The organism is Williamsia sp. DF01-3, from assembly GCF_023051145.1.
In the GTDB taxonomy this organism is placed as follows: Bacteria; Actinomycetota; Actinomycetes; order Mycobacteriales; family Mycobacteriaceae; genus Williamsia.
The window spans coordinates 3493113-3520081 of sequence record NZ_JALKFS010000005.1 but is presented as its reverse complement, the minus strand read 5'-3'; the positions used below and the strand labels follow the sequence as shown (position 1 = coordinate 3520081).

Sequence of the window (26969 nt, the reverse complement as noted above, 5' to 3'; positions counted from 1 at the left end):
CAACCGCGTGACCGATATGCGTGCGTTACGTTTGTTCATCGGATCGAAACGTCGCCGAACGTGCTTTTTGCGACCTGGCCACGCCCTCGCACTGTTCCCAAAGATGCGGCTACAGTGGGCTTGTCCGCTGATGACATCCACCGACGGGAGCGTGTGAGTGAAGATCGGCATGCTCTTCTCGCTGACGGGTCCGCTGGCTCAGATGGAACAGTCGATTCTCGACGGTGCCCTGCTGGCGGTCGATGAGATCAACAACGATGGCGGAGTACGCGGTCAGGATTTGCGTCCGGCGATCTACGACGATCACTCCGAGGTGTTGTCGAGCGCGCGCGGAATCAACCATCTGTGCGGGACGGAGCACGTCAACGTGATCGTTGGCGGCTACACGTCGGCGAGCCGGGTGGCGATGCTTCCTGCGATACACGCCAACCGCGCACTGTTGATGTATCCGACCTATTTTGAGGGCGAAGAAGCCGATCCTCGAGTCTTTTATTGCGGAGCCGCCCCCAACCAGTACCTCGCCGACTACCTGAGCTGGGTCGCCGACAATCTCGGCCGCCGGGTCTACATCATCGGATCTGACTACGTGTACCCGCGCGTGCTGGCCGAGGCCATCGCACGGCATGGCGTTCATCTTGATGTCGAGACTGTTGGAAGCTGGTACGCCCCGCTCGGCGAGACGAACTTCCAGACCGTTCTGGACGACATCCGCCGTAAGAACCCGTCGGTGATCATCTGCAACCTGGTCGGCACGGACTCCACCGCGGCTTTCTACCAACAGTTCCACTACGCGGGATTCAGCGCGGCGACTCTGCCGATCGCGGCCACCGTCACCACCGAGGTCGACTTGGCCCACATGTCCCCCGAGTTGACCAACGGGCACTTCATGACCGGAACCTATTTCTCCGGCGTCGATTCAGATGTGAACAGCTCGTACCGTGAGTCTCTGTGGAAGATCAGGGGCCAGCGATGGTCGCATCCAGCCCAGGTCGGTGCGTACAACGCAGTTCATGCGATTCGGATCGCCGCCGAACACGCTGATTCTTTTGATCCCGCCCATTTGTCGGCCGCTCTGCTCGGGGTTCGATTCGAGCGCAACCCTGAGGGGCTGCCGTTCTATTTCCTGAACAACCACTACAGCGCCCACCCGTCGTACGTCGCACGGGCGTCAAATGGTAAGTATGATGTCCTCGAGGAGTTTTCACCACGATTACCGGAGCCGTGGTGGTCAGGAAAACGGTCGCTAGCCGCTCCCGGGTGATTCTCGCAAACACAGGGCCAAGTAGTAGTCCGAGCGGTCGGCCGTCGTGTGCAGCCCACGTCCGGTCAGTCTTTCGATACGTTTGAGCCGGTATCGGAGCGTGTTGATGTGAATACCCAATTCCGTGGCGGTGGTGGCCCATTGACAGTCCAACGCCAGGAACGTTCGAAGCGACTCCAGATAACTGGTGCCTTTCTCCCGGTCGTAGTCGATGACCGGCTGCAGCAGCGCCCGGCCCAGAACCGCCGCTAGTTCGGGTTCGGCGGCGAGCAACGTTGCCGACAGTGGCACGGCCAGTGGAATCTCGTCCATCTCGGCGACTGTCGATCGCGCCTGACGATCAGCAAGCTGTCGTGCGTTGATCAAGCCGCGAACCAGATCGTCGCTGCCTCGGAGAACGCAGGAACTGACCCCCAGAGACAGAGCCTGCTGGTGTCGGAACTCGAACAGGTCCGCCAGAAGCTTCAATTGGTGCTCGAATCCGGTGATCTCGTCTGATCTCCCGAATTCGCCGTCGGGCAGTGTGATCAGCGCGTACGCGCAGCCACCGTGTGCACCGGTGACGCAGATACCGCCATCGAGTAAACCCAGGTCGCGCAGAGCATTGCCGACTTCCTCGGTTTCGGACTTCATGGATTCGGGTAGGACGGCTGCGATTGCCCGGACACGGCTCCCTGGCAAGAGATCAAATGACCCCACCCACGGATCAAGGGTGGCAGAAGCGACGTTGGCCTCGATCAGTTCTCGGACCAGCGCGGTTTCGATCTGTCGTCGAGCTGACCGCTTCACCTCGATGGCCTGGGCGTAGGTATCGATCTCGCGGGCGAGACTCTCGATACCGATGAGGTCCAGCGCGGAACGGCTCGGATTCGCGATCGCCAGTGTGTGACCAGATGCAGGTAGCGGAACGTTGAGCGTGGTCATTGCACAAATGCTCTGCTGCAACACAATTGGTTTACGCGCAAGGATCTTGATCAGGTGAGCGATGTTGACCGGTGAACTGGACACCACGGCGCCTTCCATGACGACCCACGCTTCGGTCCCGGTGCCCGCGGTGAAACCGTTCAGCGCTCCGCGGATCGCATCGAGGTCGGAGATGTGGACATCGCGGGTGTCGACGCCAGCGGTCTCTCCCGCCAGAGCAGCTCTCAGCTCATCCAACGTCTTGGACTTCGGCAGGAGAAGGACCGGAATAGACGCGTGGACGCAGGCTTCGACGAACTCGGGCGGGAGTTTCAGATCGTCGTTGTTGACCACGACGGCCAACGCCCCCGCTGACTTGAGCTGCGAAGGAAGCGTTTCCGGTGTTGTCAGGAATGACCACGAGGTCGACGGCACGTAGACCACGGACCCGTCGTCGAGATTCAACGGACCCGGCGTCGTCATCTCGACAACCGTCGCGACCGTGCGGTCCTGGATCCGGTCGGTGGAACCTGGCATCAAAGACCCGAGGCCGACACGGGTGACGAAGTCACCAACCGTGGCCATGTGACTCCTTACAGCCTTGGGCGATCACCGGGTCCTGTTCGTGCGGCACGATTCAGGCGAGACGCCCAGCAGTGACACACAGTACGTCTCGCGTGTACAGGGTAGCGGGACTCGCCCGTGCGCACCCGAGTTCAAACGCCGCAACGGTACGTCAGCGATTGGGTGGCAATGTGGTTCGAAGCCGAGGTCCAGAGTCGTGCCCGAGGTACAGATGGAACCCGTAATTTAGCTAGTGGAGAAATCGTTGGAGGGTTGGCCAGCGCTCGACTCTTGAACCCACTCCGCCATCACATCTGCCAGTGCCTCGGCACCACGATGGCAGTCCGCGGCTTCTGCGAATTCGAGCGGCGAGTGCGACACCCCAGTCGGATTCCGGACGAAGAGCATCGCGGTGGGTACTTTCGCGGAGAGAATGCCGGCGTCGTGTCCGGCGGCGGTCGGGAGCACCGGAATGTCGCCGAGGTGACCGAGCGCGGTTTGCAGGCGTTGCCGTGTGTCGGCGGGGAATTCGACGATCGGGGTGATCGACTCCGCTTCGACGGCCAGGCCGATGCCGTCTGCGTCGGCGTACTTCCGGGCCTCGGCTGAGATCTGCTCGACCATCGCGGTCAACGTCGATTCGTCGGCGGCGCGGGCGTCGAGCCAGGCGAGGACCTCGGACGGGATGGCGTTGGCGCCGTTGGGTAGTACCCGGACTTTGCCGAACGTGGCGACGGCGTCGTGCAGGGTTGCCGCGCTGCGGGCGGTGTGGACCGACGACGCGAACGCGAGCATTGGATCGCGGCGGTCGACCAATCGGGTGGCACCGGCATGGTTGGCCTCACCGGTGAAGCTGAAAAACCACCGCCCATGCGGCCAGATCGACGACGCGACAGCGATCGGCTGATCGACCAGATCGAGACCCCGGCCCTGCTCAACATGCAGCTCGACGTAGACCCCGACGCGGTCGGTCAGTGTGGGATCGGCACCGAGGTGTGACGGATCACGGCCGGACCGGGTGAGCGCCTCGGCCAGCGTGACTCCGTCGGCGTCGCGGAGCCCCAGTGCACGCCCCGGCGTGAGTGCGCCGGTGGTCAATTGCGACCCCACGCAAGCCACGCCGAACCGTGCACCCTCTTCGTCCGAGAATGCCGTGACACCAATCGGTTTGGTGGGTACGATCCCGCGATCTCGCACGATGTCGATCGCGATGAACGAGGACACGACTCCGAGTGGTCCGTCGTACGCGCCGCCGTCGGGCACCGAATCGAGATGCGACCCGGTGACGAAGGCGTCGGTCGGATCGCCTTTCCAGCCGCCCGGCATCCACCACGCCCAGAGGTTCCCGTTCCGGTCTTCTTCGACGGACATACCGCGGTCGGTGGCGGCGCCGGTGAACCACTCGCGCAACGTCATGTCGGCGTCGTTCCATGCGAAGCGACGGTAGCCGCCGGTCGTGGCGCGACCGACATCGAGTATTGATGCCCACATGGAATCGAACGCGGTCATGTCAGGTCCTTCTGTCATTCTGAGTAGTTGTCGGGATACGCGGTGACGGCGAGGAATCGGATCGGCAGTTGCGTGAGTTCGGTTGGGCCATGCACACCTTCGCCGTCGAGCAGCAAGGAGTCGCCGGCGTGCAGGGTGTACTCGGAGTTGTCGTGGCCGTAGACCATCTCGCCCTCGAGCATGTGGAGCAGCTCGGTTCCCGGATGCTGAAAGCGTGGGGTGGATGTCGTCTGCTCGCGCAGCGTCACGACGACAGCCTCGAGCCGCCGATGCTGCCCACGCAACGCTCCGAGCAGTTCGTAGTGATGGCCTGCCCGTGTTCCGCGTCCGACGATCTCGGCGCCGGTTCCGGCACGAGTGAACACCGACTCGCGTTGGGTCTTTTCGCCACGGAAGAGTGAGGTGACCGGTACGTCGAGTGCTGCGGCCAGTTTCGACAATGTCGCCAGACTGCAGGAGGTCTGGGCGTTCTCGATTTTCGACAGCATCGACTTCGAGATCCCGGTGGCGGCCGCCATCTCGCTGACCGAGAGGCCGGCGCTGATCCGCAGCCGCCGGGTCTGGGACCCGATCAGCAATTCGAGCGGACCGGCGCCGTCGTGGTCGCACACTTCGCGAGGGGTCGTGTCCTCGACGACACCCGGCGAGAAGGCGGGTTCGGGCAGGGTCACATCTTCCCAGGGATCCAGGTGGTGCCCGCCAGCGGCACGCGAGCCATCGCCGACGATTCGACGGTCAGTGCCACCAGGTCCTCTGGTTCGAGGTTGCGCAGATGCGACTTGCCGCAGGCGCGTGCGAGGGTTTGGGCCTCCATGGTCAACACCCGCAGGTAGTTGGCGAGTCGCCGTCCGCCCTCGACGGGATCGAGATTCTTGGACAGTTCCGGGTCCTGGGTGGTGATCCCGGCGGGGTCGCGACCGGCCTGGAAGTCGTCGTAGAAGCCGGCGTCGCTACCGAGCTCTTGATACTCCTTTGCATACCGAGGGTTGTTGTCGCCCAGCGCAATGAGCGCAGCGGTACCGATCGCGACGGCGTCGGCACCGAGAGCCATGGCCTTGGCGACGTCGGCGCCCGAACGGATGCCGCCGGAGACGATGAGCTGGACTGATCCACTTTCTCCCCTCGCTCCGCTCGACCGTCGGTGCTGACCCATCTCTTGCAGCGCTTGGACTGCCTGTGGAATCGCTGCGAGCGTCGGGATGCCGACGTGTTCGATGAACACGTCCTGGGTGGCGGCGGTTCCGCCCTGCATACCGTCGACGACAACGACGTCGGCGCCGGCTTTGACGGCCAGTTTCACGTCGTAGTAGGTGCGGGTGGCACCGACCTTGACGTAGATGGGCTTCTCCCAGTTGGTGATCTCACGCAGCTCGATGATCTTGATCGCGAGATCGTCCGGTCCCGTCCAGTCCGGATGTCGGCACGCCGACCGTTGGTCGACTCCCATGGGCAGCGTCCGCATCCCGGCGACACGCTCGGTGATCTTCTGTCCCAGGAGCATTCCGCCGCCACCGGGCTTCGCGCCCTGACCGAGCACGATTTCGATCGCGTCGGCCTTGCGCAGGTCGTCGGGGTTCATGCCGTACCGCGACGGAAGGTACTGGTACACCAGGTTCTTCGACTGACCGCGCTCTTCGGGGGTCATGCCGCCGTCGCCGGTGGTGGTCGAGGTGCCCACTTCACTGGCACCCCGGCCCAGGGCTTCCTTGGCCTGACCCGACAGTGCACCAAAACTCATGCCTGCGATGGTGATCGGGATGTCCAGGTGCAGCGGGAACTTCGCGTTGCGGTCACCGAGAACCACGTCGGTGTCGCAGCGTTCGCGGTACCCCTCGAGTGGGTATCGCGACATCGACGCGCCCAGGAACAGCAGGTCGTCGAAGTGGGGGAGTTTGCGTTTGGCTCCCCAGCCGCGGATGTCGTAGATGCCGGTGTCGGCGGCCCGTTGGATTTCGGCGATGACGCCTCTGTCGAAGGTGGCCGATTCACGCAAGGTCGGGTTGTAGGTCATGGGTATCGCTCCTTGTACGCCGGGGTGTCAGTACGCCGGATGTCAGTACGCCGCGGCGTTGTCGACGTGGAAGTTGTAGAGCTGCCGGGCGGAGCCATAGCGGGTGAAGTCGGCGGGATCGGCGTCGATGCCTGCGGTGGCGAGCAGGTCACCCAGTTCGGCGAGGTGCTCATCACGCATCTCCTTCTTGATGCAGTCGGCACCCAGCGATGCGACCGTGCCGCGGACGTAGATACGGGCCTCGTACAGCGAATCACCAAGGGCTTCGCCGGCGTCGCCGCAGACGACAAGGCGTCCGGCCTGGCCCATGAAGGCGCTCATGTGGCCGATGTTGCCGCCGACCACGATGTCGGCGCCCTTCATCGAGATCCCGCAACGCGCTGCGGCATTGCCCTCGATGACGAGCAGGCCGCCGTGGGCGGTGGCTCCGGCCGACTGCGAGGCGTCGCCGGTGACCCGTACGGTCCCGGACATCATGTTCTCGGCCAGCCCGACACCGGCGTTCCCGTTGATCGTGACGGTGGCCTGCTGGTTCATACCGGCGCAGTAGTAGCCGACGTGTCCTTCGATGGTGACGTCGATGTCCTTGTCGAGTCCACAGGCCAGGGCGTGAGCACCTTGCGGCGCCGTGATGACCGACTGGTTCGGCGCCTGCAGGGACTGCAGGGTCTCGTTGACCGAACGGACGGTGGTGGACAGCAGATCGAACGTCGTGATCTCAGCGGTGTCGTCCGCTGTGGCGACGGCGTTCGGCGTCTCGGTCACTGACGGTGCCATACGTACACCTCTTCTGGTTCGGGTTCGAAAATGCGGGCGGTGTCGACGCCGGGCAGTCCTGCCAGCGCACGGTATTCAGAGGCCATCGCGACCCAGCGGTCGGTTTCGGCGATGACGGCGGGCTTGCATGAGATGGGGTCGCGGACCACGGCGAACGAGTCCTTGTTCGAGACCAACAGTGTGTAGAAACCGTCGAAGGTCTCGTTGAGCATCAGCAGCGACTTCTCGAGATCGACACCCTCGGCGAGTTGCTTGGCGATGAACCGTGCGCCGACCTCGGTGTCGTTCTGACTGTCGAACACAACACCACTGCGTTCGAGTTCGTGCTTGATGCTCATGTGATTGGAGAACGATCCGTTGTGCACCAGGCACTGGTCCGTGCCGACAGAGAAGGGGTGCGAACCTTCAGCGGTGACAGCCGATTCGGTCGCCATACGGGTGTGAGCGACGCCCTGCCAGCCCGAGGCGTTCGGTAGGCCGAAGCGGTGGGCGAGCTCGGTCGGATTGCCCATTCCCTTGAGGACCGTGACCTCGCTACCGAAGCCGATGATCCGCGCCGCCGGTGCCACACCGCGCACCGCCGCGACGAGCTCATCGGACGGAACGGCCGCGTGGAGCACAGTGGTCGGCTCGAGGTCGATGACTGTCGCCTCGACGCCGAGCGCGGTGGTCAGAGCCGACGCCAGGTCGGACGCCGAGAGTGGGTTCTCGAGTAGGGAAACGGTGGCGTGGCCCTCGGGCGACCACGTCGGGTCACCGTAGATGGACATGCCGGCCGAGTCGGGGCCGCGATCGCACATCTGGTCGAGCATGCCGGTCAGCAGTGCGCCCAGTTCTGGGTACAGAGCCCGGTCACGTAGGTGCAAACCCACGATTCCACACATGTGGAACTCCTGTTCTTCGTTGTTGGTGGCAGAAAGTCGTGGTGGTCAGAAGGCCGTGAGGTATTCGTCGATCTCCCACGCAGAGACCGTGTTGTGCCAGGCGAAGAACTCTTCACGTTTGCGCTGGGCGAAGTACTCGCTGACGCCCGGGCCCGCGACATCGAGTGCGGCGGTGAGGACGTCGTCCTTGTCGAGGGCGTCCATCGCGTGCAGCAGGGTCATCGGGAGCATCTCGCTGGGACTGTCGCCGCTGCCGGGAGCGCCGGGATCGAGATTGCGCTTCACGCCGTCGAGTCCGGCAGCGATGGCGCCGGCTGCGGCGAGATACGGATTGGCCGACCCGTCGCCGCCGCGCAGCTCGACGCGGTTGTGGTCGGGCACGCGCAGGTAGTGGGTGCGGTCGTTGCCGCCGTAGGTGGCGAAGCGCGGCGACCAGGTGGCGCCGCTGCTCGTGGTGGTGGCGCCGGTTCGCTTGTACGAGTTGACTGTCGGGGCGATCACGGCTTGCAGGGCGCAGGCGTGCTCCAGGATGCCTGCGATGAAACCGTAGGCGATGCTCGAGAGTCCGAGTCCTTTGTCGTCGGTGGCATCGGGGAAGACGGCACCGGTCTCGCTCCACAGCGACAGGTGCATGTGCATGCCTGACCCGGTGCGGTCGGTGAACGGCTTGGGCATGAAAGTTGCCTGCATCCCGCGCTTTTCGGCGATCACCGCGAGCAGGTACCGGGCGGTGATCACGCGGTCGGCGGTGACCATGGCGTCCGCGTAGTCGAAGTTCTGCTCGAACTGTCCGTTGGCGTCCTCATGGTCGTTGGCGTAGTTGCCCCAGCCCAGCGAGTTCATGGCCGTCGAGATCTCGGTGAGGTGGTCGTACATGCGGGTCACGTCGCGGGCGTCGTAACACGGCTGTCGTTTGGAGTCGGCGGGGTCGGCGGTGGTGAGCGCGCCGGACTCGTCCTTGTTGACCAGGAAGTACTCGATCTCTGCGCCGACATTGACGCTGAACCCGAGGTCTGCAGCCCGGCGCAGGATTTCTTTGAGGATGATGCGGGGAGCAAACGGCCAGGGCTTGCCATCGACGTGGGGATCGCAGTGCACCAGGGCGAGGCCGGGCCGGATGAACGGGATCGGGGTGAACGACGACGCGTCGGGCATGGCGACCAGGTCGGAGTCCTTGGGTTCCTGGCCCATCATGCCTGCCGCATAGCCGGCGAATCCGACGCCGTCTTCCTCGAGCATGCCGACCGACTGTGCCGGAACGAGTTTGGCGCATGGCTTGCCCGACATGGTCACGAACAAAGCGAGGATGAATGTGGTTCCGGTGGACCGGACCAGCTCGGTCAGTGTCGGTTCGGCACCCACCGGATCTGGGGCGACTACGGGTGTGGGTGTGAACGCGTCGGCTGTGTCTATGGCCATGGCAGGCTCCTGGTCGGGGGATTCGGTCGGGGGTAGGGAGGTGGTGGTCATCGCATCTCACCGGCGCCCTCGTAGGGGTTCAAGCTCAGCAAGAGGTCGTTCTCCTCGAATCGGCTGTACCGGAAGTCGTGTGGATCAACGTTCGGCAGCGTCGTCGTCCCGGTGGTGAGAAGGTCGGCGACGAGTTCGCCGACGGCGGGGGAGATCTTGAACCCGTGGCCGGAGAATCCGGTGGCGAGGAACAGCCCGTCCGCCGGGGAGGGCCCGATGATCGGGTTGTAGTCGGGAGTGACGTCATAGGCACCGACGTAGGAGCCGGCTATCCGCGGATCGGGCATGTCCGGCAATCGGTTCCCGAGCTTCATGATGTTCTTCTCGATCGCCGAATCGTCCGCGCGGTTCACGTAGTCGTCCGGGTCGATGTACTGCGGTGCCTGGTGATCGGAGTTCCCGACCAATAACTCACCGTTGGGTTCGCGGCATATGTATTGCAGCCCCGCCAGATCCGACAGCACGGGAACCTCGGGAGTCGGCGCCCCCTGGTCGACCAGGACCAGCTGTGCACGCTGGGCCCTGACATCCACCGGAACGCCGACAGTCGCGGTCAGCGCCGGTGTCCACGGCCCGGCAGCAACGATGACATGCTCGGCGTGGATCTCGTCTCCGCCGGCCAGGATGACGCCGTAGACGGTCCCGCCGGCATTCTGCAGCAGACCGCTCACCCGAGTCGATTGGCGCACCGTCACGCCGAGCTTGCGGCCCGAGGCACCGAACGCCATGCCGGCCATGTAGGCCTCGCCGCGTCCACCACGTGGCTCGTAGGCGAACGCCGCGAAGTCGTCGAGGTGCAGGCCGGGCCAGAGACGGGCCATGGTGTGGTGGTCGATGAAGTCGACATCGATACCCAGACCCTGCATCATCGCCACATTCGCCTTGAGGGGCACGGTGTTGTTCTCGCCGACTCCGACCACGTAGCCGCACTGCCGGAACGCCATGTCGTCGTCGAAAAGCTCAGGGGCGCGCTGGAAGACGTCGACGCTGTACCAGGACATCGCCGCCAACGACGGGGTGCCGTAGTGGCAGCGGACCACCCCACTGGACTTGCCGGTCATCCCCGAGCAGAGGGTGTCACGCTCGAGGACCATCACATCGGTTTCCCCGCGGTTGGCGAGCGACCATGCGATGGCGAGCCCCTCCAGGCCGCCGCCGACGATCACGTACTTCGCTGTTTCTGTCACTGTCAGTCTTCCCGCTCATGTGTTTCTTCATGTGATCCGGTGTTGTCTGTAATGAAACACGACGTTTGTGTCAACGAAGTTTCTGGCCAGTGTCCGGCGTATCACGGAATCGCGCCATGCCAGCCGAGATCGCGGGGATTCAGGTGACCTACGCTGGGTGTTCGTCGAATTTAACGCGCATGTCACGCGGCTCACGGTTTCCTACCACTATATTTAGTTTCACAACTTACTCGCGGCGCTCTGCCGCATCATCTATACGCCCCCTCAAGGAGAAGCCCATGACCACAACAGATTCCGACAAGACCGCCGCCTTCCGGGTCACATCAGATTTTTGGGCGACGCTTCCACAGATGCCGGTCACCGAATACCCGGGCACCCAGGGCTTCATCGATGACGTCTATGCGAACCCGGAAGGTTCCGAGATGTCCGCCGGGTACTTCGAACTGCGCCACACCGACGCACCGCTCGACTACTACTACGCCTACGACGAGATGAAGGTCGTTCTCGAAGGCGTCTTCCATCTCGAGAACCTCGAGACCGGCCAGGTCGAGACCGCTGGACCCAAGGACGCCATCTTCTTCCCGAAAGGTTCGACCATTCGCTTCACCACCGAGGACCGGGCTCTGGCGTTCTTTGTCGGCCACCGCTCGTTCGCACCGTAACCATGGCGGTCTCGATGGCCACCACCACCGTCCCCCGGTGGCAGGCCACTGCTTTCACCGACGTCGAGTTCGATGAGGCGGCGTCACATCACCTCGTTGTGACCACGGACGAGGAGGCTGCCGAACATGTCGGTGACCTAGCAGGTGTATCGGTGGTCCGCCTTGCCGGTCCGGAGGACGACGCGCTGGCCGCTGCACTGCGGCCGGCGCGGGTGGGTTGGCGTTTTGTGGTCGTCGGGCGAGGGGCGGCGCCGGCGCGGGTTCGGGCCGCCATCATCGCCGCAGGTGCCGTTGACGCAGAAGTGACTGTCGTCGACCTGGGCGGCGGGGACGGATTCTCGCCCGGGGAGCGCGACGTCTACTGCGCGCATTGTCATTCCGTCACCACCACCTTCGCCGGCATCGACGAGTCGCTCACCTGTTCCGGATGCGGATCTCCATTGGTGGTCTATTACCACTTTTCGCGACGGCACCACGCCTACTTGGGATTTCATCCAGACGCGGAGGAACTACCATGACCCACACGGTCAATGCGCCGCCCACCGGGCTCACCGGCACCGACTTGCTGGTGACCGTCGGCACCGTCCGGGAACTCTGCGACGGCATCCGTGAAGTCACATTCACCGGCGCGCAGGCGCTGCCTTCGTTCACTCCCGGAAGTCACATCGGCGTGCGGTGGGGGACCGGTGTCCAGAACTCGTACTCGCTGACCGGCCCCTGCACCGATCCCGACCACTACGCGATCTGTGTGCGCCGTGACGATGCCGGTAGGGGTGGCTCTGCGTGGATTCACGCTCTGCGAGTGGGCGATCAGGTGGTGATCACCCCGCCGCGCAGCGCGTTTGCGCCGATATCCGTTGCCCGCCATCACGTTCTCATCGCGGGTGGCATCGGGGTCACGCCGATCTTGTCTCATGTCCGAGCAGCTGTGCAGTGGCACCGATCTTTCGAAGTGATCTATTCACACCGGCCCGGGCAAGACGCGCTCGCCGACGAGCTGCAGAACCTCTGCGGAGATCGACTGACCATCGTGCATGACGTCGACGACTTCTGGTCGCACCTGACTCCGATCCTCGAAGACTCGGTGCTCGGCACCCACCTCTACACCTGCGGGCCGGCGATGATGATCGACGCCGTTGCCGCAGCCGCCACCGCCGCGGGATGGCCGGCCCAGCGCGTCCATTCCGAACAATTCTCATCCGCCGTGGCGACCGGCGGTGCACCGTTTGCCGCCCGTCTTCGCCGCACCGGGGTGCTGGTCCCCGTCGGCGCCGACGTGTCGCTGCTCGAAGCACTGCTCGAACGCGGTGTAGCCGTACCCAACTTGTGTCGCCAGGGCGTCTGCGGCGAATGCCGGGTAACCGTGCGCGGCGGCCGAATCGACCACCGGGACTTCTATCTGACCGACGACGAGCGAGCCGAAGGCGACACGATGATGCCGTGTGTCTCCCGGGCCGCCGGTGACCAAGTGGAGCTGGAACTGTAATGACCGCAGCAGCTGTGTTCACGCAGAACGACATCGAGAACTTCCCCTTCCCGTTCCCGAAAGATCAGTACCGCTACAGCGCCAATGTCGAACCGACTGGGCAGAAGGCGTCGACCGTGGTCGGCTCCTGGGGGGAACAGCGAGTGGTGATCGACGCCCACTATCGGCGTGAACTTGCCGAACGCTCCCGGATTTTGGCGGTCGATCCCACCCGATCACAGTGCTTGCCGCACATGGTTCCCGCGGCCTGGGACGCGATGCTCACCCTCATGCACGAGCTGGCCGATGGGTATCCGCAGCACATGACCCTGGAGCGGGTCATTGCTGAACCGGCGTCGTACCGTTGGCGCAACGCGCTCCTCGACATCGACCAGACCTTTACGTTCGGCGCCGCCGATACGCTGCCGACCGATCCGCTGACCTACATCTGCAGCCAGATACAGGAAGACGTGGTACTACTCGATCAGCGCGACGACCAGATGTGGGGCGACGCAGGAGTGGTCACGTTCGCCGCCGACTGGTCCTTCGGGTTCGACGTCGGCATGAGCTTCCTGCAGATCCACGGTCCCGTGCCACGACTGCACAGCGAGAAAATCGCAACGCGCGCACACGAATTCATCAAACGCCTACAGCCGGCTCAGAGCTACCGAAGAACCAACTGGACACTCACCGTCGACGGCAAACTCGACACCTCCACCGAGACCTACCCGGAGTGGGGCAAAGATCGGCGCACCCTCGCCGAAGGGCCACTGGAGGACGTGGGGGACCGGCTGTTCCTGCGCACCGAGGTCCAGCACCTCATCCGACTGCCGCAGTCGAATGCCGTCATGTTCCTGATCCGGACCTACCTCTTACCCTTCAGGGCCATCGCCACCATCCCCGAATGGGCCGACAGGCTCTACCGGGTCCTCGAAGACCTGCCCGTCGACATGGCCGACTATAAAGGCATCACACGTACCCGCGGCCCCGGTCTGCAATGGCTGAGGACCCACGGCCCCGTGGTGCCCTGATCGCCAGGTTCACGACACTGACTGGCACTCAACGGATTCAGCCGAACCGCGCAATGTGGACTTTGTAACACGGCCGCAACCGGCGGTCTCGAATCCGCAACACGCGAGTGGTCCACTATCGGTGAACCTCGATTCCCTTAAGCAGACTCCCGGTCTGCGCCCGACTCTTGAGGACTGACAATGGACGAAGCGATCGCAGCCGCCGATACGGCTTGGCTGCTGGCTGCATTTGCTGCGGTGAGCCTGATGGTTCCCGGCCTGGCCATGTTCTACGGCGGCATGGTCAGCGCCAAGAACACCCTGAACATGGCAATGATGACGTTCGGTGCGTTTGCCGTGGTGGGCATATTGTGGATCCTGTTCGGCTACTCGGCCGTGCTCGGCGATTCCCTTGGCGGAAAGGGCATTCTGGGTGATCCCCTCGAGGCGATGGGACTCTCGTCGATGCTCGAAGCGCCTGCTGATCCCGGTCTGCCGCCCGCGCTCGTCGCCGGATTCCAGCTGCTGTTCGCCGGCATCACCGTGGCCCTCATCTCGGGTGCAGTCGCCGACCGCATGAAGTTCGGTGCGTGGATGCTGTTCGCCGGAGTCTGGGCGACGCTCGTGTACTTCCCCGTCGCTCACTGGGTGTTCGCCTTCGACTCCGAAGACGGATCGATCACCGGCGGCTGGATTGCCAACCAGCTGGCGGCGATCGACTTCGCCGGTGGTACCGCGGTCCACGTGAATGCCGGTGTTGCGGCACTGGCCCTGGTCATCGTCCTCGGCAAGCGACGCACCTTCCCGGCCGCACCGCGTCCGCACAGCCTCCCGCTGACCATGCTCGGCGCGGGCATCCTGTTCTTCGGCTGGTTCGGCTTCAACGGTGGATCGGCCCTGGCCGCCGGCAACAGCGCGGCCGTCGTGGTCCTCAACACCGTTGCCGCAGCGTGTGCCGGCATCTGCGCCTGGCTTGTCGTCGAGAAGTTCCGTGAGGGACATGCGACGTCGCTCGGTGCCAGCTCGGGCCTGATCGCTGCCCTCGTCGGCATCACGCCGGCCTGTGGTGCAGTGTCACCGATGGGTGCGCTGCTCGTCGGTGCTGCCTCGGGTGCCATCTGCTGCCTGGCGGTGTCGATCAAGTTCCGACTCGGCTATGACGATTCGCTCGACGTCGTCGGGATCCATATGGTCGGTGGCATCCTCGGCACCATCCTGATCGGCTTCATCGCCGACCCGGCCGCACCCAATGGTGTTGCGGGACTGTTCTACGGCGGTGGATTCGACCTGCTGTGGCGCCAGACGGTGGCTGTCCTCGCCGTCGTCGGATACTGCTTCGTCGTCACCTGGCTGATCGCCAAGGCGATCGACAAGACCATGGGTCTGCGAGCGCATGAAGATCACGAGACCGAAGGTCTGGACGTTGCCGTGCACGGTGAATCGGCCTACGTCATGGAGAACGCGACGTTGACCGGCAAGCCTGTCACCGAGGCCGACGCCGTCGAAGCGGCCGAAGCCATCGCGACCGAGGCGGTCGAGAAGCCGGCGTCGGCAGCCTCGACATAAAGCCCCTCGAAGCTCTCGGCCCCCTTCCCGGCATCGCCAGGAAGGGGGCTGAGTCGTATTCGGTGCGAGCGGCTGGTTTCACGACAGTAGACGCAGTCGGCTAGAATCTGTCCATGCCAACGCGGTCTTCCAAGACGGTTCGGGACACCGGTGACCCCGCACCCGTGCAGCGTGAAGTGCTCGGCGAACCACCAACCGGTAATGACCTCGAAGAGGCGATAGCGCGACAGGTCCGCGCGCTGAGACGTGCCACCGGGCTTTCGGTGGGGGACATGGCCGAGAAGGTCGGCATCTCGAAAGCGATGCTGTCCAAAATCGAGAACGCCCAAACATCCTGCAGTCTCTCCACTTTGGCCAGACTTGCTGCTGGCCTCGACGTCCCGGTCACCTCGCTGTTCCGCGGCGCAGACAACGAACGCGAAGCGGTGTTCGTCGAATCTGGTCACGGCGCCGTGATCGTCGGGCGGGGCACCCGAGTCGGACACCACTACGAACTCCTCGGCGCGCTGCGCGGTCAGCACAAGCGGCTCGAGCCCGTGCTGGTCACCCTCACCGACGCCAGCGAGGTGTTTCCTCGCTTTCAACACGCCGGAACCGAACTGCTCTACATGCTCGAAGGCGTGATGGTCTACGGCCACGGCGACGCCGAATACACCCTGCGCCCCGGGGACTCCCTATTGCTGGACGGCGAAGGCATCCACGGACCGAACGACCTGGTCCGCCTGCCGATCCGCTTCCTGGCGGTCACGGCATACCCGGACAACCACGAAAGCTGATGTTCTCGACCTCGAGTTGAGCAATTTGTTCTGGCCGCAGATCGTCTCCGGCGCAGGAGGATAGGGCCAATTTCTCTGTCTGAAACCTCTTCGTTTCGCTAAGCGAAGGAACTGTTGTCTCACAAAGCGTTCCACAATACCGCCATCGACAGAGACGGAAGGTGTGGGCCGCTGGGTCAACTGTCCGTGCGGTGGCCACATCCGCGTTGCCCGCGACGGCGACACATTGTTCGTCGACCGGCGGGCCCGCGGACGGGGCGCGTGGGCTGCGAAATTTGTATTGGTTACCGCCGAAATGCATTGGGGCTCCGACATCGCGCCCGACACCGGCAAGACCCGAGCGCTACGACGAAGGTGTCATGTCGAGTCTGTCGGCTGGTACCCGTTCGATGCGCGTCCACCCTTTCCATCCTCGTTTCTCGAGGTTCGCGAAAATTGCTTTCATGACCGGCGCAGCATCAAAAGTGGTGGAGTCCAACAAATTGATGAACGGGTCGTCGAGTCCGTCGACCTCGATCTCGCCTGCCTGTACAGCCGCGATCATCTGGCGCTCGATGATCTCGGCCGCCTCATCGACTCGCGGATCATCGACGGCCCAATCGAACGCATCGCTCAGCAGACTGTAGAGCCGTAAGGTATCCGGGTCGTCCAGCTGCCTGTGCTTCGACACGATTATGTCGTCGATCTGGTCTGGTACTTGGGCGGCGATCATGATCCACGCGTCGCGTTCCATCTCGATGTAGCGTTCCTCGACGTCGAGACCGCGCAGCCGATCCAGATAGTCGACCACGCTCTGCGGGAGGGCCAAGTGATCCCCTGCGGCGAGACGGGTCAGCCGTTTGCGAGTGTCTTGCAGTCGACGGATCTCGGCGCGTAGTTTTCTGTCGATCTCAGTCAGCCCCTTGGCGAACTCGTCGGGTTCTGCGTCGAGTAACTCTTCCACCCGGGCAAGTGGCACACCTGCGTCGGCCAAAGTGCGGATTCGGATCAGCCTGACAACCGCCGCTGCGTCGTAGCGTCGATACCCGGAGTGGTCGCGCACGGGCTCGGCCAGCAGCCCGATCTTGTGGTAGTGCCGGATGGCCCGCACAGTCACACCCGCGTAGGTGGCCAATTGACTGATGGTGAGCATGGGTCTCAGACTGCCTCAGCCGATCTTCCGCCGGTAGGTGATTGCCGCGAAACCGTATGCGATGACGAAGATACCGGCACACCACGCCACCGCGATCCACGTGTCCGAGGCCGCAGCCTGACCGGTCAGAAGTTCTCGGATCGCGTTGACGATCGACGTCGCAGGCTGATTCTCGGCAAACCATCGCACCGGGCCGGGCATGGTCTCGGTGGGCACAAATGCTGAGCTGACGAAGGGCAGGAAGATGAGCGGGTAGGCGAACACGCTCGCCCCTTCCACCGATGTCGCGGTGAGCCCGGGAATCACCGCGATCCAGGTCAGCGCAAGCGTGAACAACAGCAGGATCGCGACAACTCCGAGCCAGGCCGGCATCCCCGCTGCGGAACGAAATCCCATGAGCAGAGCCACCACAACGACGATCACCACCGAGATGATGTTGGAGACCAGTGAGGTCAGCACGTGTGCCCACAGAACCCCTGATCGCCCGATTGGCATCGAACGGAAACGCTCGAAGATGCCGCCCTGCACGTCCTGAAAGAGTCGAAATGCAGTGTAGGACGTGCCAGAGGCGATCGTGATGAGCAGAATGCCGGGCAGCATGTAGTCGATGTATTCGACTGCGCCGGTGTCGATTGCACCGCCGAACACGTACACGAACATGAGCATCATCGCAATCGGCATGAGCGCGGTGGTGATGATGGTGTGCACACTGCGCGTGACGTGACGCAACGTGCGTCCGGTGAGGACAGCGGTGTCCCCGAGAGACTGAATGGCCATGAGTCAATCCTTGGTCGTCGGTCGAGGCTTTGCTGCCCTTGTCATGTCTGTCTTGTCACCGACGATGGCGAAAAACACGTCTTCGAGTGTCGGCTGCTTCTCCACGTACTCGACCTTGGTGGGTGGAAGAAGCTGTCTGAGTTCGCCGAGTGATCCGTTCACGATGACTCGGCCTTGATGGAGGATGGCGATCCTGTCTGCGAGATGCTCTGCCTCCTCCAAGTACTGCGTCGTCAGCAAAACGGTTGTACCGCGCCCGGCGAGCCCTTTCACGGTCTGCCACACCTCGACGCGCGCCTCAGGGTCCAGCCCAGTCGTCGGTTCGTCCAAGAAGATCACCGGCGGATCTCCGATCAGACTCATGGCAATGTCCAGGCGACGGCGCATCCCACCTGAATACGTCGACACCCTTCGCGCAGCCGCGTCGGTGAGCGAAAACTGCTCCAGGAGGGCATCTGCGGTGGCCGCAGGGTCTGGTAGGTGCCGGAGCTTTGCAATGAGGACCAGGTTCTCCCTCGCAGTCAAAATCTCATCCACCGCGGCGAACTGTCCGGTGAGGCTGATCGACTCGCGCACATCACCGGGTCGAGTAGCGACATCGAAACCATTGACGACGGCCGAACCTCCGTCGGGTCGCAGCAACGTCGACAAGATCTTCACGACGGTGGTCTTGCCAGCCCCGTTCGAGCCGAGGAGCGCGAAGATGCTGCCTCGCGCCACGTCGAAATCTACGCCGCGAAGCACCTCGAGCTCACCGAACGACTTGCTGAGTCCCTCGACGCGAACAGCCGGCTCACCATCACGTAGTCGGTTCACGGGTGTATCCACAGAGCAAGTGCCGCCACGGTATCGCGTGCCGAGACCACCGCGGCACGGGTCGCGGATGGCCCGCCGCGATCGTTCTTCATCACTTCTCCAGTCATTTCCTACCTCCCCAGTGAAGCTGTCCCGCTGGTTGGGCAGCAGCTCGTGAAATAAGGATGAATGGTTGACCCAGCGTCAAGGTCAAGCGTTCTCCAGCCCTGGACGCGTGATTGCGATGCCACTGCGGTGATCGGGTCTCGATCTACGTTGACCGAGAGAGACACTGCGGACCCGACGATCACTTCTCCGCCCCCGCCTCCGGCCGCAACGGACGTGCCCGCCACCGAGCCGGTGGGGGAGGAAGCGCCGTGCGGGTCACAGGTCGATGCGACGACGATCGACGATGCGATCGCGCAGATCGCGCCCCCGATGCCTGGCGTGAATTGGGTGAGGGGCGAGACCAACGCCGGCACATGTTCATTGCTGATCTTCGTGGCCCTTCATACCGAGGGCGGTACGGGCTCGTCGCCGAATCAGCTGTTGCTCTTCCGTGGGGGTGAGTTCCTTGGTACCGGCACCGCCTGCAACCTCAGCTACCAGATGATCACGGGTGCATCCGACGATCAGATCGACGTTCGGTACCGCTACATCGTCGCCGACGAACCCAATGCCACGCCGCAGGGCGAGGTGAACGTGGCCTACCGGTGGAACGGTTCCGGCATCGACATGGTCGGCGAACTTCCCGAGGCGGTCACCGACGGCGAGTGCTGATCGCTCGTAATCGGCTCCGCGACACCAACAACGCGGTCTGAGCGGGCAGCGTAGAGCTCGCGGCACAGACTGTGGAGTCCATCGACCAGAAGTTGCTCGTCTTCGCGTTCACGGTTCGAATCTGATGAACAGTTGTCCGTGTGGCCCGTCGGTGCCCACCTTTGCCCGCACGTGGTAAACGTCCGCGATCAGTTCCTCGGTCAGCACGGCCGCAGGGGCACCCGCTGCCACGACCCGCCCCTCGGACAGAACGATGAGCTGCGTGCAGAACATCGCTGCGAGATTGAGGTCGTGCAACGCGATGATGCTCGTGATCGGCAATCGAGCCACAAGGGAGAGCAATTCGAGCTGATGATGGATGTCGAGGTGGTTTGTCGGCTCGTCGAGCAGCAATTCGCGTGGTTCTTGCGCCAGGGCACGAGCGATCTGGGCACGCTGCCGTTCGCCGCCGGAGAGTTGATGCCACAGCCGATGGGCTTTGGCGGTCAACCCGGTGTGCGTCAGCGCCGATTCCACGGCCTGCTGGTCTGCCGTGGCGTTGCCTCCGAACGCCCCACGGTGGGGAATTCGTCCCAGCCGAACGACATCGGCGACGGTGATGTCGAAGTCGGTGTCGGCGTGCTGACTCACCACCGCAACGGTCTTGGCTATCTCCTTGCGCCGCAGGCTGTTCAGCTCAGTGCCGTCGAGGCTTATCACCCCGGATGTGGGTTTGACCGCGCCGTTCAACAACTGCAGCAGGGACGATTTGCCCGACCCGTTGGGCCCGAGCAGTCCGACGGTGTCGCCCGGCTCCGGATGCAGTGAGACACCGTCGACCACGAGGGTTCCGCCGCGCCGCCAGCTGACCTGCGATGCTGCCAGTGTCATGCCGACGTCCTTCTCCGCGACAGGATCGCGATGAACGCGGGGACTCCTATCAAGGCGGTGCCGACTCCGACCGGCAGAGGCGTTGGTGCGAAAGCGACGCGGGACACCGCGTCGACCCACACCATGAACACCGCACCCATGAGGGCGGTGACCGGTATGAGCCGGTTGTGCCGGGAACCGATGAGCAAACGCGCGGCATGCGGCAGTACGAGCCCGACGAATCCGATCGCTCCGGCCACACTGACCAGCGTGGCAGTGATCAGCGCGGTCACCACGAGCAACGCAGTTCGGGCGGTACGCACCGAGATCCCCAGAGAGGATGCGACCTCGTTGCCGAAACTGAACGCGTCGAGAACGAACGCGTAGTAGAAGCAGACGGCGACACCGACTGAAACCACCGCCACACAGAGGAACACGTCGTCCCAGCGAACCCCTTCCAGTGATCCTAAAAGCCAGAACATGACGCCGCGGGTCTCGTCGGAGTCCGCGAACGCGAAGATGACCAGCGAGGTCAACGCCGAGAACAGTTGTGTGCTGGCCACTCCCGCAAGAATCACACGGTCGTTGTTGCCGCCAGAGAGTTGTGCCAGCAGGAGCACGAGTGCAAATGCGACGAGGGCCCCGATGAACGCGCCGCCGGACAGTCCGAGTGCGGCGCCACCGATTCCGAGAACTCCCACGATGACCGCTCCGGTCGATGCGCCCGAGCTGATCCCGAGTACAAACGGATCGGCGAGGGGGTTGCGCAGCAGCGACTGCATGATCACTCCGCAAATGCCCAGGCCGCTCCCGCAGGCAGCAGCGACGAGGCTGCGGGGCAAGCGCTCTTCCCAGACGATGGCGTTCTTCGACAGTCTGACCGGGATGTCCGTCAGGCCAAGATGATTGGTGACGACGTCGCGGACGTTGACCAGCGATACATTCGCCGGGCCCAGTGTCATCGCCGCGGCAACCGAAGCCACCAGCAGCACCAGGCCGAAACCCAGGACGACGGGTAGGCCGAGCTGTCTGCGAACAACACTGGGCTCAGTCGACGTGGCCGCGCTCAGGACTGCGGTTCCATCTCGCGGAGGCCGGCGGCGACCTTTTCGACGCCGTCCACCAGCCGGATCGAGGGATTCATCTCGGCGCCGTGCAACGATATGAATCGCTTGTCCTTGACCGCCTGCATGGTTTTGGTGACCGGGTCGGACTCGAGGAAGGCGATCTTGTCTGCTAGGCGGTCGCCCGGGAACCTGTCGCGCAACAGGTCGCCGAGGATCAGCACGGATGGGCCGCGATCGACCATGGTCTCCCAGCCGACTGCCGGCCAGTCGTCGTCGATGTCGGAGAACACGTTTGTGGCGCCGACCGTGGTCGCCAGCAGGTTCGCCGAGCCCAGGCCACCGGCGATGTACGGGCTCTTGGTGTCTGCGAACCAGAACGCCATCGAAACGCCGGACTTGTCGAGTCCTTCTGTCGCGGCGTTGAGGCGCTCCTGCAATTGACCCACCAGTTCTGCGCCCTTGTCCTGAACGTCAAAGATCTCCGCGAGCTCGGTGATCTCCTGGTAAAGCGAATCAATCGTCAGAGGGTTGGTCCGGGTGTTGCCCCCGTTGATACTGACACCGTTGTCGCAGTCGGTGGGGGACAGGTAGGTCTCGGTGCCCGTCTCTGCGAAACGGGCTCGCGTGGTGACGCCGCCCTCTTTGAAATGACGTCCAAACGATGCAGTGACAAAGTCCGGGTCGGCGTTGAGAACGACCTCATACGTGGGAGCGTTGTCAGCGAGCCGAGGTACGGCGGCGTTTGCGGCCTCAAGATTTTGTCGCACGGGGTCGGTCCACGAGGCGGTGCCTACGATGCGGTCTTCAAGGCCGAGGGACAGAAGGATTTCGGTGGAGTTCTGATCGAGCGAGACCACCCGCTGCGGAGGAGCGTCGACGGTTACAGACTGCCCGCAGTTGTCGATCACGAGGGGGTAGGAGGTCTTTCCATCGCCCCCGACGGCCTCTGTCTCGGTCACCGACTCAGATTCGCCGCAGGCGGTCAGGAGACCGGCCACGACGGTCAGAGTCGACAGGGCACACACGCCCTTGGAAAATGCACTCACTGTTGACAACTCTCTTGATGTAGACCGGTGCGTGGGGAACGCGATCTGTTTCGCGCAAACCACCCTCGCGACACGGCCACGGCGAAGAACTCGGCTAGGCTAACCTATCTCGTCCGTTCAGGTCTATTACGACCTGTAGCGTCTGCGCAGGCAGTACATCAAGCGATGGGAGAGCAGCGCGTGACCGCGGGCGCCGACGATCGGCACAAGAGATGGCGCCTGTCGTTCATCGAGGAGATGAGACGGTCGACGCCGGCCATCAGGCTGCTCGTATTGACCCAGCTGACGTTCAACGTCGGCTTCTTCATGGTGCTGCCGTATCTCTCGGTTCATCTGACCGATGACGTCGGTCTCGGCGCCGCGATGGTCGGTGTAGTACTGGGCATCCGGACGTTCTCACAGCAGGGTCTGTTTTTCGTCGGGGGCACACTTGCCGACAGGTGGGGTATCAGGCCCGTGATTCTCATCGGGTGTGTGGTGCGCGTGCTGGGGTTCGTCGGATTTGCGTTTGTGGACTCGATGGCAGGCGTTCTCACCGCGACAGTGTTGGTCGGTTTCGCAGCTGCCTTGTTCTCGCCGGCAGTCGAGTCGGCAATTGCCGTGGAGGCGGGAAAGAGCGAGCGCGACGGCGGTCCCACTCGGGTCCAGACGTTTGCGCTCTTGTCGGTGTGCGGGCAGATCGGGTCTCTTGCCGGTCCGTTGATCGGATCGTTGTTGCTGCTTATTGATTTTCAGAGTGCGTGCCTCGCCGCCGCGGGCATCTTCGTGGCAGTGGTCGTCGCGCATCTTCGATGGTTGCCGAACCAACCAGGCGAGCATCGAGGAGAGTCGTGGCTGTCTGGGTGGAACGAAGTGGTGCGCAACAAGTTGTTCGTTCTGTTCGCTCTCGCGATGAGCGCTCAGCTGATTGCGTACAACCAGCTCTACTTGCTCTTGCCACTCGAAGTCGAGCGAGCGTGGGGATCGCAGTCCGTGCTGGGCTGGTATTTCGCGATCTCGGCGGTGTTTGTCGTCGCGACGCAGTTGTTGATCACCCGTAAGCTGCGGCGGCTCTCGTTTCAAGTTGTGCTGCCTGTCGGATTCGCCATCATGGCGGTGTCGTTCGTGGCCGTTGCAATGACGGTTCCGCTGGAGCTGCACGGAGTGGTGGCGCTGATTCCGGCCGCCGTGTTTGTTGTACTGCTCGCGCTCGGTCAGATGATCGCCGTGCCGCCGGCACGGGATCTGGTGCCGCGGCTCGCCGCCGATCGAAGACTCGGCTCCTACTTCGGTTTCATGGCCTCGGTGGGCGGGGTCGGCGTGCTGATCGGTTCCGCGGTGATCGGTGCCGTCATCGATGTGGCTCCCGAGACCGGCTGGGGAGCAGCCATTCCCTGGCTGGTCGGAGCACTCTTCCCCCTCGCCGGCGCTATGGGGTTGCGATTGTTGTCAGCGAATGTCGCGAGAGAGTGATCGTATCGGCCGCTTCTCCCCGTGGAGCGTCCACAGCCCCTGCCTCGTCGCCCGTGCGCGCAAGAGCGTGCCGAGAGTTGTCGCAAGGCAGACGATCACGCCGGTATGCCTGTGGGACTGAAACTTTCGGATGTCGCAGGTGACCGGTGACCCTACCGAAGGGGTTCGTGGTGACGACGTCACCGCCGTCACGGCGTTCACCCGAGGCATGTAGCGGCGGTCAAAGTCGTTGGATGCCATCGAATGCGTAGTTGATTCGAGCCGCGCTTCTGCGGTGCTCGTCAAGTGACCCGCCCGATCCTCTTCGATGGCTCGTCAGGTCACGAATGCTGCGAGCCGGTCACCTTCATCTGCTGCTGGGTCACAGGACATCGCAGCACTGGCGTCGGACGAGCGGAGAGGCTTCGCCCGGGAGCGGTAGCACGGGGCCGTCCCACGGTGATCGACTTCGACAAGAACCCTGCTACGTGGTGCCCCCGGTCAGACTCGAACTGACACTGGACGGGTTTTGAATCCGTTGCCTCTGCCAATTGGGCTACGGGGGCGCGTCGCAGACCACACTTTAGATGACGGGCCGGGCGCCGATCCAACCGGTACTGTTGCACCACATCACGGCGCTCGACTGCGCACGGGACGGCGATTTCAATGTGGAGGTGGGACCGATGGCAACGACGGACGCAAGTGCAGCTCAGGCCAAGGAGCCGGCAGCAACGGTCCGCCGTGTCCTGGTTGCCGAAGACGATTCCTTGATCCGGATGGACCTCATCGAGATGTTGCGCGAAGAGGGCTACGACGTGGTGGGGGAGGCTCCCAACGGTCAGGTGGCCGTCGACCTCACCGAGGAGTTGCGGCCCGACCTCGTCATCATGGACGTGAAGATGCCCGTCCGGGACGGTATCGACGCAGCAGCGGAGATCGCGAGCAAACGCCTGGCGGCCGTCGTGATGCTGACCGCCTTCAGCCAGCGTGATTTTGTCGAGAAGGCCCGCGACGCGGGTGCGATGGCGTATCTGGTCAAACCCTTCACCAAAGCCGACTTGGTGCCGACCATCGAGGTCGCGGTGAGCCGGTACACCGAACTCAATGTCCTGGAACGCGATGTCGCCGACCTCACCGAACGTCTTGAGATCCGCAAATTGGTGGAACGCGCAAAGGGCATCTTGATGGAGTCGCATTCGTTCAGCGAGCCCGACGCTTTCAAGTGGATTCAGCGGGCGGCGATGGATCGCCGCACCACGATGAAGGCGGTGGCCGAAGTGGTCATCGAAACCCTCGGCAACAAGGCCAAATAAGCGCTCTGTCAGGCATTTCCGTCGCGGCCGGGGCGGTTCGGTGCCCGGCCGAAGCAGACGCGCCGAGGCGCCGGCCGGACAACCGTGTTTCAAATCGGTCACGGCCAGGCTGCAGGTGCTCTCCAGTTTCACGAACGTTACTCGCGGGCAACACGATGGCGCTAGCTTTACCCAAGCGAGTGGCGGTCGTATGCGTCGTAGAAGACGCGCCGCGCTCGGTGGTTTACCGCGAGGAGAATGTTGATGTCCCACAGATATCTCTTGAGGGGAACGATTGCCGCGGCGGTTTCCGTCATGGCAATTGCCGGCTGTAGTTCAGACGATTCTGACGACACGGCGACGACCGGAGGCGCGACCGGTGCATCCGCGTCTTCGTCCACGGAGGCGACAACCAACACCGACTGTGGTGAGAACGCCGACAAGGCGACGCCAGGACCGGTCAGCACGGCCCCCCTGAAGATCGGCACGCTGCTCCCCGCCACGGGAAGCCTGGCGTTCCTCGGACCGCCTGAGTTCGCAGGCGTCAAGTTGGCCGTGCAGGATGTGAACGCGGCAGGCGGCGTGCTCGACCAGCCGGTTCAGCAGATCGACGGTGACTCCGGAGACACCACAACCGACACCGCCAACGCCACCGTGGACCGCGAGCTCGCAGCCGGTACCCAGGTGATCGTCGGTGCCGCATCCTCGTCGGTGTCGCTGAAGGTCATCGACAAGATCAGCAATGCCGGTGCAGTGATGTTCTCGCCGGCGAACACCTCCGATGAGTTCACCTGCTACGCAGACAAGGGCCAGTACTTCCGTACCGCTCCTGCCGACACCCTGCAGGCACAGGCGCTTGCACAGGTCATGGCCGAGGGCGGCGTGCAGCGTGTTGCCATCCTGGCGATGAACGACCCGTACGGCACCGGTCTGGCCAAGAACACCGTCTCCGATCTCGAGGCCGCGGGCATCCCGGCCGACCAGATCAAGACGATCATCTACGACCCCAACGCGCAGTCGTTCAACGCCGAGGTCGACCAGGTCAAGAACTTCAATCCAGACGGCATTGCCGTCATCGGATTCGAGGAGAGCGCCAAGATCATCACCCGCATGAACGAGGTGAAGATCGGACCGAAGGACAAGCTCGTCTTCGGCGTCGACGGCAACATGGGCAACGCCCTGGGTGAGTCGGTCGGTCCGGGCATCCTCGAGGGAATGAAGGGCACCACGCCGCTGACGAACGTCGGCCCGCAGTTCGAGGCTCGTCTCAAGACCGCCGACCCGGCACTGATCGACTTCAACTACGCCGGTGAGAGTTACGACGCGGTGGTCATCTCCGCGCTCGCCGCCGAAGTGGCGAAGTCGACCAATGGCCGTTCGATCGCAGCGAACATCAACGCTGTGACCGAGGGTGGCACCAAGTGCAAGACATTTGAGGAATGCCTCCCGCTGGCGAAGGCCGGCACTGACCTCGATTATGACGGTGTCACAGGCGAATTGGCCTTCGTCACCGCCGGTGAGCCGTCAGTTGGTTCGTACGGTGTGCTCGAGTTCGACGGCAACAACAAGTTGATCGCCCCTGTCGCCGACTACAAGGTGGTCAAGGGCAACTGATCACCTCGCAGAGGTGAATGCACAACACTGAGAAAGGCCCGGGTCGCGAGACCCGGGCCTTCTGCTCGCGCTGATTGATGAGACCTGGCCCGCATCGCCTTGCAGACAACATATTTCGCCGAAACCAGAACGATCCGCCCC

Annotated in this window: 25 protein-coding genes and 1 tRNA gene; 11 read left to right on the top strand and 15 right to left on the bottom strand. The window is 63.4% G+C overall.

Features of this window, described 5'->3' with window-relative positions; genetic code table 11:
• Positions 1–157: 157 nt before the first annotated feature.
• Positions 158–1261: a transporter substrate-binding protein gene (locus MVA47_RS18675; protein ID WP_247209270.1), complete on the top strand. Its 1104-nt coding sequence runs from the start codon at positions 158–160 to the stop codon at positions 1259–1261.
• On the opposite strand, the gene MVA47_RS18670 is transcribed toward MVA47_RS18675, so the two are convergent.
• The 8 genes from MVA47_RS18670 to MVA47_RS18635 form a co-directional block, all read right to left on the bottom strand.
• Positions 1244–2749 (bottom strand): CdaR family transcriptional regulator, encoded by a 1506-nt coding sequence (locus MVA47_RS18670; RefSeq protein ID WP_247209269.1) that lies wholly within the window; start codon positions 2747–2749, stop codon positions 1244–1246. The two genes, MVA47_RS18675 and MVA47_RS18670, sit on opposite strands and share 18 nt — an antisense overlap.
• Positions 2750–2974: 225 nt before the next feature.
• Entirely contained in the window at positions 2975–4237 is a 1263-nt protein-coding gene (locus MVA47_RS18665) for an allantoate amidohydrolase (RefSeq protein WP_247209268.1), read from the bottom strand.
• Between the two features lie 14 nt (positions 4238–4251).
• A complete protein-coding gene (locus MVA47_RS18660) occupies positions 4252–4908 on the bottom strand; it encodes a helix-turn-helix domain-containing protein (RefSeq protein ID WP_374474258.1) in 657 nt (218 codons plus the stop codon).
• A complete protein-coding gene (locus MVA47_RS18655; protein WP_247209267.1) occupies positions 4905–6248 on the bottom strand; it encodes an FMN-binding glutamate synthase family protein in 1344 nt (447 codons plus the stop codon). The genes MVA47_RS18660 and MVA47_RS18655 overlap by 4 nt, the downstream gene beginning before the upstream one ends.
• A gap of 42 nt (positions 6249–6290) precedes the next feature.
• Complete coding sequence (locus tag MVA47_RS18650) at positions 6291–7025, bottom strand: protein glxC (RefSeq protein ID WP_247209266.1); 735 nt, start codon at positions 7023–7025, stop codon at positions 6291–6293.
• Complete coding sequence (locus MVA47_RS18645) at positions 7010–7909, bottom strand: glutamine amidotransferase family protein (RefSeq protein ID WP_247209265.1); 900 nt, start codon at positions 7907–7909, stop codon at positions 7010–7012. The genes MVA47_RS18650 and MVA47_RS18645 overlap by 16 nt, the downstream gene beginning before the upstream one ends.
• 45 nt (positions 7910–7954) lie before the next feature.
• Positions 7955–9328, bottom strand: coding sequence for a type III glutamate--ammonia ligase (gene glnT, locus MVA47_RS18640; RefSeq protein ID WP_247209264.1), 1374 nt, complete (start codon positions 9326–9328; stop codon positions 7955–7957).
• A gap of 47 nt (positions 9329–9375) precedes the next feature.
• Positions 9376–10566 carry an FAD-binding oxidoreductase gene (locus MVA47_RS18635; RefSeq protein ID WP_247209263.1) on the bottom strand — a complete coding sequence of 397 codons (1191 nt, stop codon included), beginning with the start codon at positions 10564–10566 and terminating at the stop codon, positions 9376–9378.
• A gap of 278 nt (positions 10567–10844) precedes the next feature.
• Here MVA47_RS18635 and MVA47_RS18630 point away from each other — a divergent pair, with 278 nt between their 5' ends.
• From MVA47_RS18630 to MVA47_RS18605, 6 genes are all read left to right on the top strand, one after another.
• Positions 10845–11228, top strand: coding sequence for an ethanolamine utilization protein (locus MVA47_RS18630; RefSeq protein ID WP_247209262.1), 384 nt, complete (start codon positions 10845–10847; stop codon positions 11226–11228).
• Positions 11229–11242: 14 nt separating this feature from the next.
• Positions 11243–11746 carry a dimethylamine monooxygenase subunit DmmA family protein gene (locus MVA47_RS18625; protein WP_247209261.1) on the top strand — a complete coding sequence of 168 codons (504 nt, stop codon included), beginning with the start codon at positions 11243–11245 and terminating at the stop codon, positions 11744–11746.
• Complete coding sequence (locus MVA47_RS18620; RefSeq protein ID WP_247209260.1) at positions 11743–12714, top strand: PDR/VanB family oxidoreductase; 972 nt, start codon at positions 11743–11745, stop codon at positions 12712–12714. Before MVA47_RS18625 ends, MVA47_RS18620 begins: the two co-directional genes overlap by 4 nt.
• A complete protein-coding gene (locus MVA47_RS18615; RefSeq protein WP_247209254.1) occupies positions 12714–13724 on the top strand; it encodes a DUF3445 domain-containing protein in 1011 nt (336 codons plus the stop codon). Before MVA47_RS18620 ends, MVA47_RS18615 begins: the two co-directional genes overlap by 1 nt.
• A 180-nt stretch (positions 13725–13904) precedes the next feature.
• Entirely contained in the window at positions 13905–15269 is a 1365-nt protein-coding gene (locus MVA47_RS18610; protein WP_247209252.1) for an ammonium transporter, read from the top strand.
• A 113-nt stretch (positions 15270–15382) separates the two neighbouring features.
• Complete coding sequence (locus MVA47_RS18605) at positions 15383–16045, top strand: XRE family transcriptional regulator (RefSeq protein ID WP_247209250.1); 663 nt, start codon at positions 15383–15385, stop codon at positions 16043–16045.
• 343 nt (positions 16046–16388) lie between these two features.
• On the opposite strand, the gene MVA47_RS18600 is transcribed toward MVA47_RS18605, so the two are convergent.
• Genes MVA47_RS18600 through MVA47_RS18590 form a run of 3 tightly spaced genes read right to left on the bottom strand, consistent with a single transcriptional unit; the run spans position 16389 to position 18770 of the window.
• Positions 16389–17177 carry a MerR family transcriptional regulator gene (locus MVA47_RS18600; RefSeq protein WP_247209249.1) on the bottom strand — a complete coding sequence of 263 codons (789 nt, stop codon included), beginning with the start codon at positions 17175–17177 and terminating at the stop codon, positions 16389–16391.
• Between the two features lie 15 nt (positions 17178–17192).
• On the bottom strand, positions 17193–17954 hold the full coding sequence (locus MVA47_RS18595; protein WP_281504808.1) for an ABC transporter permease: 762 nt from the start codon (positions 17952–17954) through the stop codon (positions 17193–17195).
• Between the two features lie 3 nt (positions 17955–17957).
• Positions 17958–18770, bottom strand: coding sequence for an ABC transporter ATP-binding protein (locus MVA47_RS18590; RefSeq protein WP_247209247.1), 813 nt, complete (start codon positions 18768–18770; stop codon positions 17958–17960).
• Positions 18771–19025: 255 nt separating this feature from the next.
• Here MVA47_RS18590 and MVA47_RS18585 point away from each other — a divergent pair, with 255 nt between their 5' ends.
• Positions 19026–19529: an LppP/LprE family lipoprotein gene (locus MVA47_RS18585; protein ID WP_247209245.1), complete on the top strand. Its 504-nt coding sequence runs from the start codon at positions 19026–19028 to the stop codon at positions 19527–19529.
• A 108-nt stretch (positions 19530–19637) separates the two neighbouring features.
• On the opposite strand, the gene MVA47_RS18580 is transcribed toward MVA47_RS18585, so the two are convergent.
• The 3 genes from MVA47_RS18580 to MVA47_RS18570 all read right to left on the bottom strand — a co-directional run bounded on the left by MVA47_RS18580 (position 19638) and on the right by MVA47_RS18570 (position 22491).
• On the bottom strand, positions 19638–20399 hold the full coding sequence (locus MVA47_RS18580; RefSeq protein ID WP_247209243.1) for an ABC transporter ATP-binding protein: 762 nt from the start codon (positions 20397–20399) through the stop codon (positions 19638–19640).
• Positions 20396–21361 carry an iron ABC transporter permease gene (locus tag MVA47_RS18575; protein WP_247209241.1) on the bottom strand — a complete coding sequence of 322 codons (966 nt, stop codon included), beginning with the start codon at positions 21359–21361 and terminating at the stop codon, positions 20396–20398. Before MVA47_RS18575 ends, MVA47_RS18580 begins: the two co-directional genes overlap by 4 nt.
• 83 nt (positions 21362–21444) lie before the next feature.
• Positions 21445–22491: an ABC transporter substrate-binding protein gene (locus MVA47_RS18570; RefSeq protein WP_247209239.1), complete on the bottom strand. Its 1047-nt coding sequence runs from the start codon at positions 22489–22491 to the stop codon at positions 21445–21447.
• A gap of 165 nt (positions 22492–22656) precedes the next feature.
• On the opposite strand from MVA47_RS18570, the gene MVA47_RS18565 reads away from it, so the two are divergent.
• Complete coding sequence (locus MVA47_RS18565; RefSeq protein WP_247209237.1) at positions 22657–23943, top strand: MFS transporter; 1287 nt, start codon at positions 22657–22659, stop codon at positions 23941–23943.
• A gap of 468 nt (positions 23944–24411) precedes the next feature.
• On the opposite strand, the gene MVA47_RS18560 is transcribed toward MVA47_RS18565, so the two are convergent.
• Positions 24412–24488 (bottom strand) — tRNA-Leu (locus tag MVA47_RS18560).
• Between the two features lie 117 nt (positions 24489–24605).
• Here MVA47_RS18560 and MVA47_RS18555 point away from each other — a divergent pair.
• Complete coding sequence (locus MVA47_RS18555) at positions 24606–25235, top strand: ANTAR domain-containing response regulator (RefSeq protein ID WP_247209230.1); 630 nt, start codon at positions 24606–24608, stop codon at positions 25233–25235.
• Between the two features lie 243 nt (positions 25236–25478).
• Positions 25479–26828, top strand: coding sequence for an ABC transporter substrate-binding protein (locus MVA47_RS18550; protein WP_247209228.1), 1350 nt, complete (start codon positions 25479–25481; stop codon positions 26826–26828).
• Positions 26829–26969: the final 141 nt, after the last annotated feature.